Source organism: Fundidesulfovibrio agrisoli (genome assembly GCF_022808715.1).
Taxonomy (GTDB): Bacteria; Desulfobacterota; Desulfovibrionia; order Desulfovibrionales; family Desulfovibrionaceae; genus Fundidesulfovibrio; species Fundidesulfovibrio agrisoli.
Window position 1 is genome coordinate 24,807 of the sequence record NZ_JAKZKX010000011.1, and the last position, 14,909, is coordinate 39,715.

Consider the following 14,909-nt stretch of genomic DNA (forward strand, 5'->3'; position numbering starts at 1 on the left):
AGCTTCTAACGCCAGTTCGGGCGGCTGGCTACTGAAACCGCGTTCATGTTGGCGCCGCTGAATACTCTCGCCGTGGGCGCGAAGCGCAAAAGGATTCCAAAGGAACGAAGTTCCTTTGGCCGCCGGAGGCCTCAGCCTCTCTGCTGTCCCGCCTATGCCGGATTCACGGTCACGGTGAACTTCTTCAGGAACGTCACAGGATTATAACTCATCTTGGCCTTGCGCAGGCCTTCGTCGCCCAGGTCCTGCTCGCGGTTCACGTAGGCGTATTCGCGGTCCAGGTTGTCCAGGAACATCTGGTTCACGGCCTGGTACACGCCCTTGAACGCGGTGTGCCCCTTCTCGAAGTGGATCACCAGCATGGAGTCGTCCAGGGCCTCGGCCACGGTGTAGGCGATCATGCGGCCCTCCACCCGGATGGCCCCGCCCAGCAGGTTGGGCAGGCGGTCCCAGTCCTTGACGACGCGGGCGATGGCCCGGTTTTCGGCCTCCAGGGTGGCGTCGCACTCGGCCTCGCGCCACTGGCACCACTCGAGCTGCATCTGGAGCACCTCCTCGATGCAGTCTGCGGAGAGGGGGCGGTAGTCGTAGTCGTAGGCCTTCATGAACTGCGAGAGCAGGTTCTTCTTCTTGTGGAAGCGGTTGCCGGAGAGGGCCACCAGCTCGGGCACGGAGTACACGTAGTCCCAGTGCTCGCGGGCCTCCTCGGCGTGGACGCGCCCGGGCATCGCCCCGGCCCAGATCTCGGCCAGGGCCTCGGGCACGCGGGTGAAGGTGCCGCCCTGGGCCAGGGTGGGGCAGCGGCTCCAGTCAACGTCGCGCCAGGGGCCGATGGGCGCCCAGTAGATGGTTTCGGGGCGGGTCTGGCGCAGCCACACGTGGGAGTCGCCGAAGGACCACTCCAGGCCGTACTCCTCGCACCAGCCCCAGAGGTTGGCGAAGGAGTAGTCCGAGGTGCGCTGCGGGCAGCCCGCAAGGCGGGCGAGGTAGTCCTCCCGCCTGTCGAGCGAGAGGGAGACGTAAGGCCTATTCACGAAAACTCCTGGGTTTTGTCATGGCGAACCGGGCCCAGTTCTTCACCCGGTAGACGACGAGCAGGGCCGAAGCCTGGAACGCCTGGGAAACAAGCATGGAAAGCCACACGCCGTCGGCGGTGCCCCAGGCCCGCCAGCCCAGCCACCAGGCCACGGGCAGGCGCACGCACCAGATGGAGACGGCGAACACGACGAGGTTGTACACCGTGGCCCCGGCCCCGGTCAAAGCTCCGGCAAGAATCATGCTGGTGCAGCTGAAGGGCGCGGCCACAAGGTTGTAGCGCAGGTAGGAGACGGTTTCGGCCGCCACCACGGGGTCCGGGGCCATGGCGGCGGAAAGTTCCGGCAGGAAGGGCCACAGGGCGAGCGCCAGCAGGCTCATGAGCCCCGTGCCCAGCAGCCAGATGCGATAGCCCATTCGTTTGGCCTCGGCCGGATCGCCCGCGCCCAGGGAGTGCCCCACCATGATCGAGGCCGTGAGGTTGAAGGCGAAGGCTGGCAGGAACACCCCCGATTCGATGCGCGCCCCGGCCGCGAAACCCGCCAGGGCCTCCACCCCGCCCGAGGGCAGCCCGCCGATGACGGCCAGCAGCACCATGTACCCCGAATGCCAGACCACCTGCATCAGCCCCGAAGGCAGGGCCACCTTGGCCATGTAGTACCAGGCCCGGCGCACCCAGCGCAGCGGCGGAAACATGGATGCCTGCAGCAGGCCCGCCCGGCGCATGAGCCAGAAGTTGAGCGCCAGCCCGCCGGAGACCGAGGCGAAGGTGCTCCAGGCCACGCCGATGTAGCCCATCTCCGGCAGGCCGAAGCGGCCCAGCCCGAGGCCCAGGTCCAGCCAGGCGTTCACCAGGCAGACCAGGCCCATGGAGTAGAGCGGGGCCATGACCAGCTTGTGCGCGCGCAGCACCGCGCTGGTGATGATGAACAGGTAGTTGATGGGCAGGAGCCAGAGGAACACGGTGAGTATTTCCCTGGTTGGGCCGAGCATGGGCGCGGGCACGTTGAGCAGGCCGAGGAAGCCGTCGCGCCAGGCCAGGCCTCCGGCCTGGGCCAGCGCGCCCAGGGCCGCGCCGGAGAGCAGGCACAGCCCGCCGTAGCGCGCCGCGCGCCTGAGCTTGCCCGCCCCCAGCGACTGGGAGAGCGCCGCCACCGACCCGTTGGACACCGCGATGGCCACCGTGAGGAAGATGAACAGGGCCTGGGCCACCAGGCCCATGGCCGCCTGGGCCTCCCGGCCGATGCGTCCGCACACGGCCACGTCCGCGACCCCGATGAGGAAGTTGAAGACCATCATCAGGATCTGCGGCCAGGTGAGCTGCCAGATGGAGCGGTAGGGGCGTGAGGTGTCTATGTTCACGGGGTTCAAGGCCTACGTAAGCGCGGGCGTGCGGTCAATGGGGGATCGCCCTCTGGGGCCGGGTGGGTCGACCGTGCTTCAGCCGGTGGCAGGCTTGTGCCGAGGTTTTAGTTATGTTAGCCCTAGCATATATGTTTTTTTAGGGAAAGGTGACCAATGGACGCACCCTACGCCGTGCTGCGCCTGCACACCTGGCTCGAAGTCCCGGAAGGGATGCTTTTGGGCCTGGGGCGGGCGGAGCTGCTGATGCGCATCGAGGAGACAGGCTCCCTCAACAAGGCCGCCCAGGTGATGGGCATGTCCTACCGGGCGGCCTGGGGCAGGCTCAAGGCCAGCGAGGCCATCGTGGGCGAGCCCCTGGTGGAGAAGACCCCGGGCAACAAGGGTTTCGTGCTCACCGCCCTGGGCAAGCGCCTGACCGTCGACTTCAAGTCCTGGCACGACGACGTGGAACGCTACGCCCTGGCCCGCGCCAGGGAGACGTTCCCATGGCCGGTGGAATCTTTCCAGACAAAGGAGAAGGAGCGCAATGCTCAAGGATAGGCTTGTCTGCGGCCTCAGCCGGGCGGAATACGTGGAGCGGATCACCTGGTTCCACAACTATGCAGCTCCCGGCCTGCTGGTGGGCGGGTTCATGGTGGACGCCGCGCGGCGCAGGCTGCCCGAGGGCACGCTCTTCGAGGCCGCCTGCGAGACGACCTCCTGCCTGCCGGACGCGGTGCAGCTCTTCACCCCCTGCACCGTGGGCAACGGCTGGCTGCGGGTTCTGGATCTGGGCCGCTACGCCCTGACCCTCTACGACAAGTACACCGGCCAGGGCTTCCGCGTTCACATGGACCCGGCCCTGCTCGGCCCCTACCCGGAGATCGCGGGCTGGTTCCTCAAGCGCACCCCCAAGGCCGAGCAGGACACCGAAGCCCTGGCGGACGAAATCTTCGAAGCCGGGGAGTCCATCCTCACGGTGCGCCGGGTGCAGGTTTCGGCCGCATACCTGGGCAAGAACCACAAGGGCTCCATCGCCGTCTGCCCGGCCTGCGGCGAGGCCTACCCGGCCAAGCACGGCGGGCTGTGCAAGGGCTGCCTGGGCGGCTCCCCGGTGCTGCGGGCCGAGGCCGCGCCCAGGCCCCGCGCGGTGCCCGTGGCTCAGGCCGTGGGCAGGCGCGCCCTGCACGACATGACCGAGGTGCAGCCCGGCGTCTCCAAGGAGGCCAGTTTCCAGCGTGGCCAGACCATCACCGCGGGCGACCTCTGCCGCCTGCAGCGCATGGGCCGCATGGAGGTGTTCGTGGAGGACGAGGGCGGCCCCGAGGCCGGGTTCGTCCACGAGGACGACGCCGCCACGGCCCTGGCCGGGGCGCTCTGCCAGGGCGGCGCGCTGGAGGCCGCGGGGCCACCGCGCGAAGGCAAGATCACCCTGTTGGCCGCCCGCGACGGCCTGTTCACCGTGGACGTGGAGCGCCTGCAGGCCCTGAACGCGCTCACCGACGTGGCCCTCTCCGTGCGCCACCACGGCAGCCTGGTCAAGGCCGGGGAGGCCGTGGGCGGGGTGCGGGCCATCCCCCTGCACCTGGACCGCGCCGTGCTGGACAAGGCCCTGGCCCTGTGCTCCGGGTCGCTCTTGCTGGATGTGGCCCCCCTGCGCCGTCTGCGCGCCGGGGCGCTCATCACCGGCTCCGAGGTGTTCACCGGACTCATCGAGGACAAGTTCGCCCCCGTGCTGGCCGCCAAGCTCCAGGCCCTGGGCTCGGAACTGGCCGAGGTGCGCTTCGCCCCGGACGACGCAGAGGCCATAGCCGCTGGCGCGCGCGAACTGCTCCGGAGCGGCTGCGAGCTGATTCTGACCACGGCGGGCATGAGCGTGGACCCCGGCGACGTGACCCGCAAGGGTTTGCAGGACGCGGGCGTGAGCGGTGAGCTGTTCGGCATGCCCGTGCTGCCCGGCAACATGCTGCTGCTGGCCCGGGCCGGGACAGTGCCCGTGATCGGGGTGCCCGCCTGCGCGCTGTTCCACCAGGTCACCAGCCTGGACATCCTGCTGCCGCGCGTGCTGGCCGGGCAGGAGATCACCCGGGCGGACCTGGCCGCTCTTGGCCACGGCGGCTTCTGCATGAACTGCGTGCGCTGCTCCTTCCCGCATTGCCCGTTCGGCAAGTAGACGGTATGGGAGCGGCATGCTCCTGAGCTTGAAAATCGCCCTGCAGGCCCTGGCCACGCACAAGCTGCGCACGGCCCTGGCCATGCTGGGCGTTTTTCTTGGTGCCCTGGCCCTTACCGGTGTGCGCCACGTTTCCAAGGCCATGCTGCGCCAGGCCGAGATAGAGGTCGAAAAGCTCGGCCCCAACCTCTTCGCCGTGCTGGCCGGGCAGGTGCGCTTCACCCGCGGCGGCGCGGCCCGCACCCCCGGCGGGGCCAACACCTTCGCCCTGGAGGACGCCCAGGCCCTGATCCGCTCCCTGCCGGGGGTGGTCAAGGCCGTGCCCCTGGTGCTGCGCACCGTGCCCATCCGCAAGGGCAACACCACGGTGCAGGCCCAGCTTGTGGCCGCCTGGCCGGACTACCCGGCCGTGCGCTCCTTCCAGCCCGAGCTCGGGCGCTTCTACACCTGGCAGGAGGAGAACGAACGCGCCAAGGTGGTGGTGCTGGGCCTCAAGATCGCCCAGCGCCTCTTCGGCGACCCGCAGAAGGCCGTGGGCGAGGTGGTCTACATCTTCAAGGCCGGGCTCGTGGTGGTAGGCGTCATGGAGGAGAAGGGCGCGGACATCTCCGGCACCGACCAGGACGAGCAGATCTTCGTCCCGCTCTCAACCTACATGCGGCGCATGGCCAACCAGACCTGGGTCACCGGCGTGTTCATGCAGATGGCCGACGGCACGGACTTCGCCCGCACCAAGTCGGCCGCCACGGAGATCATGCGCCTGCGCCACAACATCACCGGCGGCAAGAAGGAGGACTTCTCCGTGCTCACCGCCGAGGACACCATGCAGCTCAAGCAGCAGGCCCTGGACCTGGTGGAGGTGCTTGGCATCATCAGCTCCACGCTCTCCTTCGCGGTGGGGGGGCTGGGCATCCTCTCCATCATGATCCTGCTGGTGAGGGCCAGGCGCCTGGAGATCGGCGTGCGCCGCGCCATGGGGGCGCGCAGGACAGACATCATGCGCCAGTTCCTGCTGGAATCGGGCATGATGAGCGCCGCCGGAGGCGCGGCCGGGGTTCTGGCCGCCCTGGGGCTGTTGACGGTGGTCTATTCCCTGGGCGGCTTCCCCTACGTCTACGACGGCTGGCTCATCGCGCAGGCCCTGGCCGGGTCGGCGCTGCTGGGCTTCGCCGCCGGGGCCTACCCGGCCTGGCAGGCCGCCAACGTGGAGGTGCTCCAGGTGCTGCGCGGGAAGGAGTAGGAGAGATTTCGGAAATGCGGGGCTACGTCCCGCGTCTCCCAGAGAGCAGGAGTGTTTTCTTGATGCGGGGCGCTGCCCCGCGCCCCGCCAGGGGGATGATCCCCCTGGACCCCGCAATAATCGGCCCGGGAGGCAAAGCCTCCCGGGCCGATCATGTTCCGTGAGAACGCGATGCGCGCAGGCCGGAACGCGAAGCTACTTGGGGGTGCAGGGGCATCATGCCCCTGCCGGAGGGGTTCGGGGAGGCAGCGCCTCCCCGAGAAAATATCATCCCGGCCGCCTCAATCGCAGCCGATGACCCGCCTGAGCATCTGAGCGAACTCGTCCATATCCAGCGGTTTGGAGATGTAGTCGTCCATGCCCGCGGCCAGGAAGCGCTCCCTGTCGCCCTGCAGGGCGAAGGCGGTCAGGGCGATGATGGGCACGTTCGGGTTGCCCGCCTGGCCGGAGCGGATCAGCTGCGTGGCCTCCTCGCCGCTCATCTCGGGCATGAGCGCGTCCATGAGCACCAGGTCGTAGCTGGCGGCCCGAAGCCGTTCGATGGCCTGTCTGCCGTCCTCCACCACGTCCACGCTGTGCCCCCAGTCTTCCAGGAGGCGGCAGGCGAAAAGGCTGCTCACGGGATTGTCCTCGGCCAGGAGGATGCGCAGGGCGGGCGAGGGCTCCGGGAGCCGGCAGGCGTCCGCCGGGGGGGCCTCCTCCTCGTGCACGCGCTCCAACTCCACCGTGAAGGAGAAGGTGCTGCCCCTGCCGGGCTCGCTGGTGACCCAGATGGCCCCGTTCATCATCTCCACCAGCCGCTTGGCGATGGCCAGCCCCAGCCCGGAACCGCCGTACTTGATGTGCGCGGAGGAGTGCAGCTGCTCGAAGCTGTCGAAGATGGCCTCCAGCCTGTCGGGGGGGATGCCGATGCCCTCGTCCGCCACCACGAACTGCAGGCGCGTCCTGAGCGTGTCCGTGGTGTTGGCCAGGCCCAGGGTCACGGTCACGCTGCCCCGGGGGGTGAACTTTATGGCGTTGCCCACGATGTTGTTGAGCACCTGCCGCAGCCGTCCGCTGTCGCCCTGGACCTTGGCCGGGATGTCCGGGCTGTGGGAGAAGCTGAAGCGCAGCCCTTTCACCCGAGCGGTGATCTCCGCGGGCTTGAGGGTGGATTCAATGGTCTCCAGCAGGTCGAAGGGCTGGTTGTTCAGCACGACCTTCCCGGCCTCGATCTTGGAGAGGTCCAGGATGTCGTTGATGATGTCCAGCAGGGAGTTGCCCGACTGCTGCACCAACTGGAGGTATTCCCGAACGTCGGGGGGGAGTTCGCGCTTGAGGGCCAAGAGCGTCATGCCCAGGATGCCGTTCATGGGGGTGCGGATCTCGTGGCTCATGTTGGCCAGGAACTCGCTCTTGGCCCTGCTGGCGGCCTCGGCCGCCTCCTTGGCACTGCGCAGGTCGGCCGCCATGGTCTTGAGCTCGGTGACGTCGCGGGCGATCTCCAGCACGGAGGAGATCTCCCCGCTCATGGAGAATTCGGGAGTGAACCTGGCCTGGTAGAACTTCGCTCCCGCCTGTGTTTCGTAGATCCATTCCGAAATGTGCTCCTTGCCGGAGCCGAACACCAGCTCGATGGCCTGCTCCAGGCACTGGCGCTGCTGCATGTTCATGCGGCAACCCACCCTTTTGCCTATGAGATCCTTGGGCTCAAGGCCCTTGAGCCGGCTTATGGCGGGGTTCACATAGAGGTAGCGGTGCTCCCTGTCGTAGCGGGCGATGATGTCGGGGGCGTTTTCGGCCAGGGCCCGGAATTCCTGCTCGCGCTGGTGAATCTCCTCGGCCTTTCTCCGGGCTGCCTCCGCCGCTTCGATCAGCCTGACCTCCATGAGCTTGCGCTCGGTGATGTCCATGTGCGTGCCGATCATGCGTAGCGGGGCGCCCGACTCGTCCATCAGGAGCTCGGAGCGCGTGTAGATGGTGCGGTAGGAGCCGTCGCGGTGCCGGAGCCGGAATTCCAGCTCGTAGCCGGGATAGGGCCGCCTCAGGTAGTCGTTGACGTGCGTAAGCACCCGCTGGCGCTCGTCGGGGTGCAGGCGGTCCTCGAACTCCTGGAAGCGGTTGGGCACCTCGTCGTCGGCGTAGCCCAGTTGTTTCTTCCAGAGCGGGGAGAGGTAGGTGTCGCCGGTGCGGATGTTCCAATCGAAATAACCGAGGTTCGCCGTGTCCGTGGCCAGGCGCAGGCGCTCCTCGTTGAAGCGCAGGCGCTCCTCGGCCTGTTCCCTCCGGCGCTCGGCGGTGATCAGGTCCTCCAGCACGTCGGACATCATCTTGCCGATGCGCTGGGCATCCTGTCTCGCGGCCAGGATGGCGAAGAGGAAATAGGCCGCGCCCAGATACTGCGCGCACCGGGATATCCAGTTAAGTGGGCTCCCCAGGGACGTCTGGAAAAAGATTCCGAATATGCCGATCATGAAAAGCAGGATTCCCAGGCCGAACCAGTAGGGGAAGGCGTACCCGGTCCTCAGGTGGCTGAGCAGGGACATGGAGCTGGTGAAGGCCAGGAGGACGATCGTGCACAGCAGGATGACTTCGCGCAGCGGGGTCGGCCCCGCCCCTTGGACGAAGAAGGGGGGAAGCGCTCCCTGGTTGGCGCCGTAGGCGATGAGCAGGGTCAGCAGGGCCAGCCCCAGGTAGGTGAAGGCCAGGCTGGCCCACCTGCGGGGTCGAGCATCCACTACGGGAACGTCGGCCTTGATCGTGAGAATGACGCTCGCCGCGCACGCAAGCGATGTGAGGAATATGGTGGTGTTGTGTATCGTTACGCTGATGTTCGGCTCATGCTGAAAGGCGTGCAGAAAGTCGAACAGTATGAGCGTGCAGCCCAACCCGTAGACCAGGAACCCTCCGCCGAAGATCAGAAAAACGGGAATGCCCGTGCGGATGTACGTGACAGATGCGAAAGCAGCCGTCGCGACGGGCAGTATGCTTTGGAATACCAGCGTGAGGGTGCTGCTCAGCAGGGGCAGGGAATAAATCCGGGGCGGACTTGCGATGGAAAGAACCAGCGTGGCGCAGGCCATGAGGATGACCGGCCACAGTGCGAGTTTTTTTAGGTGCCGGTATTCTGGCGGGGAATGATGCATTCCTGGGTTCCTGGAACAAGTTGAAAAAGGCTGGTCAGGCTTTGCATATCATGTCCCGAAACATTTGGAAATGGTAGCCGGACGATCCGGCCCCGTGGCCCCTGTGCGCTCGGCGGTGTCGGCCGTTCGGAAAGAGGGCCTGCGGAAGCGCGGAGGGCTCATCCCTTCTTGATGGGGTCGATATGCCAGCGTTCGAAACCCTTGTCGTGCACGAGGCTCGTGTGGTGGGTGCCGAAAACGGCCATGAGCGAGCGCACCAGCCCGTGCATGCCGAACAGGGTGGGCTTGCGGGGGTCCGTGCGGACGAAGCTCTCGACGATCTGGCCCAGCTTGCCGGGGGCCTCCACCTCCAGCCCGCGCCAGTAGCGGAAGGAGGCCATGGCCAGGCCCGTATCCACCACGAACTCCAGGCTGGGCAGGGCGCCTCCCTGGCGCAGGATGGAGGCCGACTGCTTGAAGCGGGCGTCGATGTCGTCCCCCTGGGCCTTGGGGGCGATCTCCATGAGCACGGCCTGGACGTACCAGTCCAGGGCGGCGTCGAAGAGCGGGCGGTAGGCGTTGCGCAGGGAAGGGTCCGTACCGGGGGCGAAGTTCGGGCGCCCGAACTGGGGGTGGACCTGCTCGGCCAGCAGGGCGTGAACCATCTGGTGCAGGTAGCGCCCGAAGCTCGGGGTCTGGCCGGAGGACTCGCGCGGCCAGTACACCACGTGCTTGCGCCGCGCCGGGTCAGAGACGACCTCGAACATCTCGCGCATGAACTCCTCTTCGATTGGCCAGGTGAAGCGGGAGGTCAAGTTCGCGACGATGGTATTGCGCTCTTCGGCGGAGGGGCCGTGCTTGGCCATGCCGTATGCTCCTTCAGTGATTGGCCGCGCCTGGCTAAAGCAGATGGCGGGCGCTTATGCCGTGGGGCCTCGGGTCGACGATGCCCACGATGTTCACGGGCGTGGCCGGGGCGGGTCCGTCCTTGCCGGAGAGGTCCATGCTCACGGGGTGGACGGGGGACATGTCCTGGTCGAAGACGATGGTGATCTTGGGGCGCAGGGGCGTATCCGGGTTGGACTGGCAGACCACGGCGTGCTCCCCGGTGCTCAGGCGCACCAGGCTGCCCGCGGGGTAGATTCCCAGGCACTTGATGAAGCGGTCCAGCAGGGCCTGGCCGAAATCCTTCTCGCGCATGGAGTACATTACGGAGAGCGCCTTGTCCGGCAGGAGCCTCTCCTTGTAGGGGCGGACCTGGGTCAGGGCGTCGAACACGTCGGCCACGGCCAGCAGCCTGCCGTGGAAGCATTGCTCAGCGCCCTTGAGCCCCTGGGGGTAGCCGGAGCCGTCGTGGCGCTCGTGGTGCTCGGCGATGCCGCGCAACACGTGCTCGGGCAGGGTCATGCAGCCGGAGATCACGGAGCAGCTCTCCACGGGGTGGCGCTTGAGCCTGGCGTACTCCTCGTCGGTGAGCCTGCCCGGCTTGTCCAGCAGGTCGCCCGGGGACAGGGCCTTGCCCACGTCGTGCAGCAGCCCTGCCACGGTCAGGTCGGTGACCTGGTTGCGCGAAAGGCCCAGGGAGTCGCCGAAGGCGGCGGCCGCCACGGCCACGCCCACGCCGTGGCGCACGGAGTAGCTGCCCGCGTCGTGGTGCTTGGTCAGGCAGATCAGGGCGTCGCGGTTGCGGGTGACCGAGGCGGCGATGTCGCGCGCGGACTCCAGGCATGGTCCCGGATCGATGGTGCCGCCGGAGGCCACGGCCTCCATGGCCCGGCCAAGGGCGGCCAGGGCCTTGCCCTGCACGGCCAGGGCCACCGGAAGCTCGTCCGCCAGGGCGGAGCTCTTGTTGCTGCGGAAGGTCCCCGCGCCGTCGCGCAGGGCCTCGTTGACGGCTTTCTCGATTGCGGCCCTGTCGTAGATGCGGGCCGAGGCCTCGTTGTGCAGGTTCCTGTCGGTTTCTATGAAAGCTTCGGCAAAACCCCCGGCGCGCACCTCGCGGATATGCTCTTCGGACCTGATGGGGCCTTCCTCGGCGTAGAGATAGGGATGGTCGAGCCAGGAGAGCCCTGTATCGACGATATACATGCCGACCTGGAGGTCGAAGATGCGCACCTTTTTAAGCATCGCGGCACAGTCTTGAAATTACGAATGTAAAGCACACTAGGCATGGGCGCAGTCGCACGTCAAGGGTCGCGCAGGGTCGGCCATCCCGCGAGGGCGGGCCTGCAACCCGGAGAGCGTCGCAATGATGCGTTTGGGGAACGAAGAATCGGCCATCCCGCAGGGGGCGGCCCGGGGCAGGGGCTCTATTCCCAGGAGATGGTCAGCTCGCGCTTGCCCCACTGCAGGGCGCCGGCGTGGTCGCTGCCGAAGTATATGTCGATGGTCCTGGTGTGCCTGGGGCTCATGACGTCCATGACCACGAACTCGCCGAGGCCCTTGAGGCGGATCTTCTGGTCCAGGCGCAGGCCGTGGCTCTCCAGCAGGTCGGGCGAGACGGCGATGGCGTTGACCTGGTCGGTCAGCAGCGCGCCGTTGGCCGCCCGGGGCTTGGCCCGGGAGGAGCCCGCAACGCTCTTGGCGGAATAGGCCATGGCCGTTACGTCGAGGGTGTTGGTTTTCTCGGGGAGGGCGAAAAGCCTGGTGGGGGAGCAAGACAGGGTGGCAGGGTCTTGCTCCACCAGGCAGGCTGTCTTCTTGGCGCATCCCGGAAGGAGGAGGAGGCCAAGAACAAGGGCTTTTGCGGCCCACGCAAACGACAAGGAGGATGGCTTCATACAGGCGGCGGCGGAGGAAACGCCGCGGCCTTCATCATTTGTCATGGTCAATCGTCTAGCAGGCCCCGGGAAACGGAGCAAGGCGCGCGGCGGTTTATGAACATCTTTTCATCCACGGGCGCCCAGGGCGCGCTCAGGCGCTGCCGAACCTGCCCGGCACCGTGGCCCCGCAGGCCTTGCAGCGGCCGTTCTCCAGCGTGCCCGCCACCACCGAGAAACCCCGGCGCTCCAGAAGCGTCTTCCCGCAGGAGTGACAGACCGTGTTGTTGTGGGAGCCGGCGGGCATGTTGCCGATGTAGACGTACTCCAGCCCGGCCTCCTTGCCCAGGTCCCAGGCGGCCTCCATGGTGGAGGGCGGCGTGGGCGGGGTGCTCGGCATCATGAAGTCCGGGTGGAAGCGGGAGATGTGCCAGGGGGTCTGCGGCCCGAGCTCCCCCGCGATGAAGCGGGCCAGGTTGCCGAGCTCCTCCGGGGTGTCGTTGAGCCCGGGTATGACCAGGGTGGTGACCTCCAGCCACCAGCCCAGCTTGCGCATGCGGATGAGGTTCTTCTTCACGGGCTCCAGCTTGCCGCCGCAGACCGTGTCGTAGAAGGCGGGGGTGAAGGCCTTGAGGTCTATGTTGGCGGCGTCCACCAGCGGGCCGAACTCGTCCAGGCAGGCCGGGCTCATGAACCCGTTGGAGACCAGGATGTTCGCCAGGCCGAGCTTCTTGGCCTCCACGGCGGTGTCGCGCGCGAACTCGAAAAATATGGTGGGCTCGGAATACGTGTAGGAGACGGACCGGCATCCCGAATCGAGCGCCGTTTCCGCCAGGGCCCCGGGTTCGGCGGGTTGCCCCTTGATCGCCGCGCCGTGGCGCGGCGGCTGCGACAGGGTGTGGTTCTGGCAGAAGCTGCAACGCAGGTTGCAGCCCGGCGTGCCGAAGGAGAGCGTGGTCGTGCCGGGGAGGAAGTGGTAGAGGGGCTTCTTCTCCACCGGGTCGATGTTGAGCGCCGCCACCAGGCCGTAGACCAGCGTCAGCAGTTCCCCGTCCTTGTTGGTGCGCACCCCGCACAGCCCCCGCTCGCCCGGGGCGATGATGCAGAAGTGGCAGCACAGGTTGCAATGCACACGGCCGTCGTCCATGGGTTTCCAGAGAGAGGCGGGGTGGGTGGCGTTCATTGTGGCCTTCCTCTTGGCGCCGGGTTGGGGGTGGGGCGGGGCTGCTGCTGCCCTGGAGGCAGATAGCCGTAGGGCTGCGTGTTCACTTGGGGATAGACGTAGATGGGGCCCACCTGGGGGGTCTGATCCTGGGCGGGGGCCTTGCGCGGGATGCTCATCACGCTGTCGCCCTGGTCGTCCTGGCCGATGCGCATCTGGTCCGAGGTGGAAAAGGTGGAGGCAGGGCGGTCCCCGGCGTCGTCTCCCTGCGCGAAGGCGGGGGGAAGGCCCAAAAGTGGCGGCAGGGCGCAGAGCGCCAGCCAGAGGGTGATGGTCCGGGCCGCGAGCCCGGGGCGAAGGGCTGTCTCAGGCAACATGCAACGCCTCCTTGAATTTCGATGGCGGAAGGCTTAGGGTGAGCCAATCACGAGCAAAGGAGCTTTCCAGACATGAGCGACCGCGCCGAGGCCTACCGCCGCGCCGGGGTTGATATCGTCGCCGCCTCGAATCTGGTGGACCGCATCAAACCCCTGGCCCAAGCCACGTTCAACAAGGGTGTCATCACCGATATAGGCGGTTTCGGCGGCCTTTTCAAACTCGATCTTCAGAATCTGGAGGAGCCGGTCCTGGTTTCCTCCACCGACGGCGTGGGCACCAAGCTGCTGCTGTCCTTCGAGTTCGACGGCCACTCCACGGTTGGCATCGACCTTGTGGCCATGAGCGTCAACGACATTCTGGTCCAGGGCGCCAAGCCCCTCTTCTTCCTCGACTACTTCGCCACCGGCAAACTCGACGTGGCCGTTGCCGAGCGCGTCATCAAGGGCGTTGCCCACGGCTGCACCGAGGCCGGATGCGCCCTGCTTGGCGGCGAGACCGCCGAAATGCCCGATTTCTACCCCCCCGGCCACTACGACCTGGCGGGATTCTGCGTGGGCATCGTGGACAACGCCAAGATCGTGGACGGCTCCTCCATCGGCATAGGGGACTCCGTCATCGGCATCACCTCCTCCGGCCCGCACTCCAACGGCTATTCGCTGATCCGCAAGGTGCTGGCCGAGAGTGGGCTCTCCGGCTCGGACCTGCTGCCCGGAGCCTCCCAGACCGTGGCCGAGGCCCTGCTGGCACCCACGCGCATCTACGTGAAATCCGTGCTGAACATCCTGCGGGATTTCCCGGTCAAGGGAATGTGCCACATCACGGGCGGCGGCTTCTACGAGAACATCCCCCGCATCCTGCCGCGCGGCGTGGCCGCCCACCTGAACATGGCCCACTGGCATGTGGCCCCCGTGTTCAACTGGCTCAAGGAGGCGGGCAACCTGAGCTGGGGCGAGATGCTCCAGACCTTCAACTGCGGCGTGGGCTACGTCATGGTTGTGGACAAGACCCTGGAGGAGGACGTGCTCAACCGGCTCAAGGCCCTGCACGAGCAGGCCTGGAAGATCGGCGAGATCGTCAAGCTGGCCGGGCCCGAGTCCGAGCGCGTGGTGGTGGACGTCCCCGGCGAGGGCGGCGCCTGCTGAACGCCCTGATTCATGCCTCATGGAATGATGAAGCCCCCGGCCCCTTACGGAGCCGGGGGCTTTTTGCCGCCGTATGGTCCTGGCGCGACCTGCCGCGCTGCATGAGGTGAGAACGTGGATTGGGCCGTGTATCTGCTGAAATGTTCCGACGGAACGCTCTATTGCGGCATCACCCGCGATGTGGAGCGCAGGCTGGCAGAGCACAACGGCCTAAGCGCTGGCGGGGCGAAGTACACCGCGTCGCGCAGGCCCGTGGAGCTGGTGGCCGCCGTCCCCGCGCGGGACAGGGCCGAGGCCCTGCGCCTGGAGCTGCGCATCAAGCGGATGCGCCGGGCCGCCAAGCTCGCCTTCTTCATCCAGGCCGATATTGCTGCGGCGTCCCAGCCCGAGGGCTAGTGTCCCTTGGATTTCCAGCAGCCTCCGGTTTGGGGACCAGTCCTCCGGTGTCCGGAAATCAATTTCCCCGTATTGCCGCGCTGAGACGCGCCGTCTCCCTGTGGAAACGCTGCGGGGGGGGGGGGGGGGGGGGGGGGGGGCGCAGTGAGGCCCGCGGGCCCCCCCCCCCCCCCCCC

Annotated in this window: 13 protein-coding genes; 5 read left to right on the forward strand and 8 right to left on the reverse strand. The window is 67.2% G+C overall.

What is annotated here, in order from left to right; all coding sequences use genetic code 11:
• Nucleotides 1-152 precede the first annotated feature (152 nt).
• Together MLE27_RS09720 and MLE27_RS09725 are read right to left on the reverse strand one after the other, a co-directional pair.
• Nucleotides 153-1,034 carry a DUF2156 domain-containing protein gene (locus tag MLE27_RS09720; RefSeq protein WP_243311872.1) on the reverse strand — a complete coding sequence of 294 codons (882 nt, stop codon included), beginning with the start codon at nucleotides 1,032-1,034 and terminating at the stop codon, nucleotides 153-155.
• Nucleotides 1,027-2,397 (reverse strand): MATE family efflux transporter, encoded by a 1,371-nt coding sequence (locus MLE27_RS09725; protein WP_341482525.1) that lies wholly within the window; start codon nucleotides 2,395-2,397, stop codon nucleotides 1,027-1,029. The genes MLE27_RS09720 and MLE27_RS09725 overlap by 8 nt, the downstream gene beginning before the upstream one ends.
• 156 nt (nucleotides 2,398-2,553) lie before the next feature.
• Between MLE27_RS09725 and MLE27_RS09730 the strand changes: the two genes are divergently transcribed.
• Genes MLE27_RS09730 through MLE27_RS09740 form a run of 3 tightly spaced genes read left to right on the forward strand, consistent with a single transcriptional unit; the run spans nucleotide 2,554 to nucleotide 5,792 of the window.
• Nucleotides 2,554-2,940: a winged helix-turn-helix domain-containing protein gene (locus MLE27_RS09730; RefSeq protein WP_243311873.1), complete on the forward strand. Its 387-nt coding sequence runs from the start codon at nucleotides 2,554-2,556 to the stop codon at nucleotides 2,938-2,940.
• The gene (locus MLE27_RS09735) at nucleotides 2,927-4,552 is read left to right on the forward strand and encodes an FmdE family protein (RefSeq protein ID WP_243311874.1); all 1,626 of its coding nucleotides are present in this window, start codon (nucleotides 2,927-2,929) and stop codon (nucleotides 4,550-4,552) included. Before MLE27_RS09730 ends, MLE27_RS09735 begins: the two co-directional genes overlap by 14 nt.
• A gap of 16 nt (nucleotides 4,553-4,568) precedes the next feature.
• Nucleotides 4,569-5,792, forward strand: a complete 1,224-nt coding sequence (locus MLE27_RS09740; protein ID WP_243311875.1) for an ABC transporter permease — start codon at nucleotides 4,569-4,571, stop codon at nucleotides 5,790-5,792.
• A gap of 281 nt (nucleotides 5,793-6,073) precedes the next feature.
• Here MLE27_RS09740 and MLE27_RS09745 read toward each other — a convergent pair whose 3' ends face one another.
• The 6 genes from MLE27_RS09745 to MLE27_RS09770 form a co-directional block, all read right to left on the reverse strand.
• Nucleotides 6,074-8,917: an ATP-binding protein gene (locus MLE27_RS09745; RefSeq protein ID WP_243311876.1), complete on the reverse strand. Its 2,844-nt coding sequence runs from the start codon at nucleotides 8,915-8,917 to the stop codon at nucleotides 6,074-6,076.
• A gap of 158 nt (nucleotides 8,918-9,075) precedes the next feature.
• Nucleotides 9,076-9,762: a hypothetical protein gene (locus tag MLE27_RS09750; protein WP_243311877.1), complete on the reverse strand. Its 687-nt coding sequence runs from the start codon at nucleotides 9,760-9,762 to the stop codon at nucleotides 9,076-9,078.
• Between the two features lie 34 nt (nucleotides 9,763-9,796).
• Nucleotides 9,797-11,023 carry a cyclic di-GMP phosphodiesterase gene (locus tag MLE27_RS09755; protein ID WP_243311878.1) on the reverse strand — a complete coding sequence of 409 codons (1,227 nt, stop codon included), beginning with the start codon at nucleotides 11,021-11,023 and terminating at the stop codon, nucleotides 9,797-9,799.
• A gap of 182 nt (nucleotides 11,024-11,205) precedes the next feature.
• A complete protein-coding gene (locus MLE27_RS09760) occupies nucleotides 11,206-11,580 on the reverse strand; it encodes a 3D domain-containing protein (RefSeq protein ID WP_243311879.1) in 375 nt (124 codons plus the stop codon).
• A gap of 229 nt (nucleotides 11,581-11,809) precedes the next feature.
• Nucleotides 11,810-12,838, reverse strand: coding sequence for an AmmeMemoRadiSam system radical SAM enzyme (gene amrS, locus MLE27_RS09765; protein ID WP_243311880.1), 1,029 nt, complete (start codon nucleotides 12,836-12,838; stop codon nucleotides 11,810-11,812).
• Entirely contained in the window at nucleotides 12,835-13,194 is a 360-nt protein-coding gene (locus tag MLE27_RS09770) for a hypothetical protein (RefSeq protein WP_243311881.1), read from the reverse strand. Before MLE27_RS09770 ends, amrS begins: the two co-directional genes overlap by 4 nt.
• Before the next feature lie 72 nt (nucleotides 13,195-13,266).
• Here MLE27_RS09770 and purM point away from each other — a divergent pair, with 72 nt between their 5' ends.
• On the forward strand, nucleotides 13,267-14,337 hold the full coding sequence (gene purM, locus MLE27_RS09775; RefSeq protein WP_243311882.1) for a phosphoribosylformylglycinamidine cyclo-ligase: 1,071 nt from the start codon (nucleotides 13,267-13,269) through the stop codon (nucleotides 14,335-14,337).
• A 114-nt stretch (nucleotides 14,338-14,451) separates the two neighbouring features.
• Nucleotides 14,452-14,733, forward strand: a complete 282-nt coding sequence (locus tag MLE27_RS09780; protein WP_243311883.1) for a GIY-YIG nuclease family protein — start codon at nucleotides 14,452-14,454, stop codon at nucleotides 14,731-14,733.
• The last annotated feature ends 176 nt before the right edge of the window (nucleotides 14,734-14,909 follow it).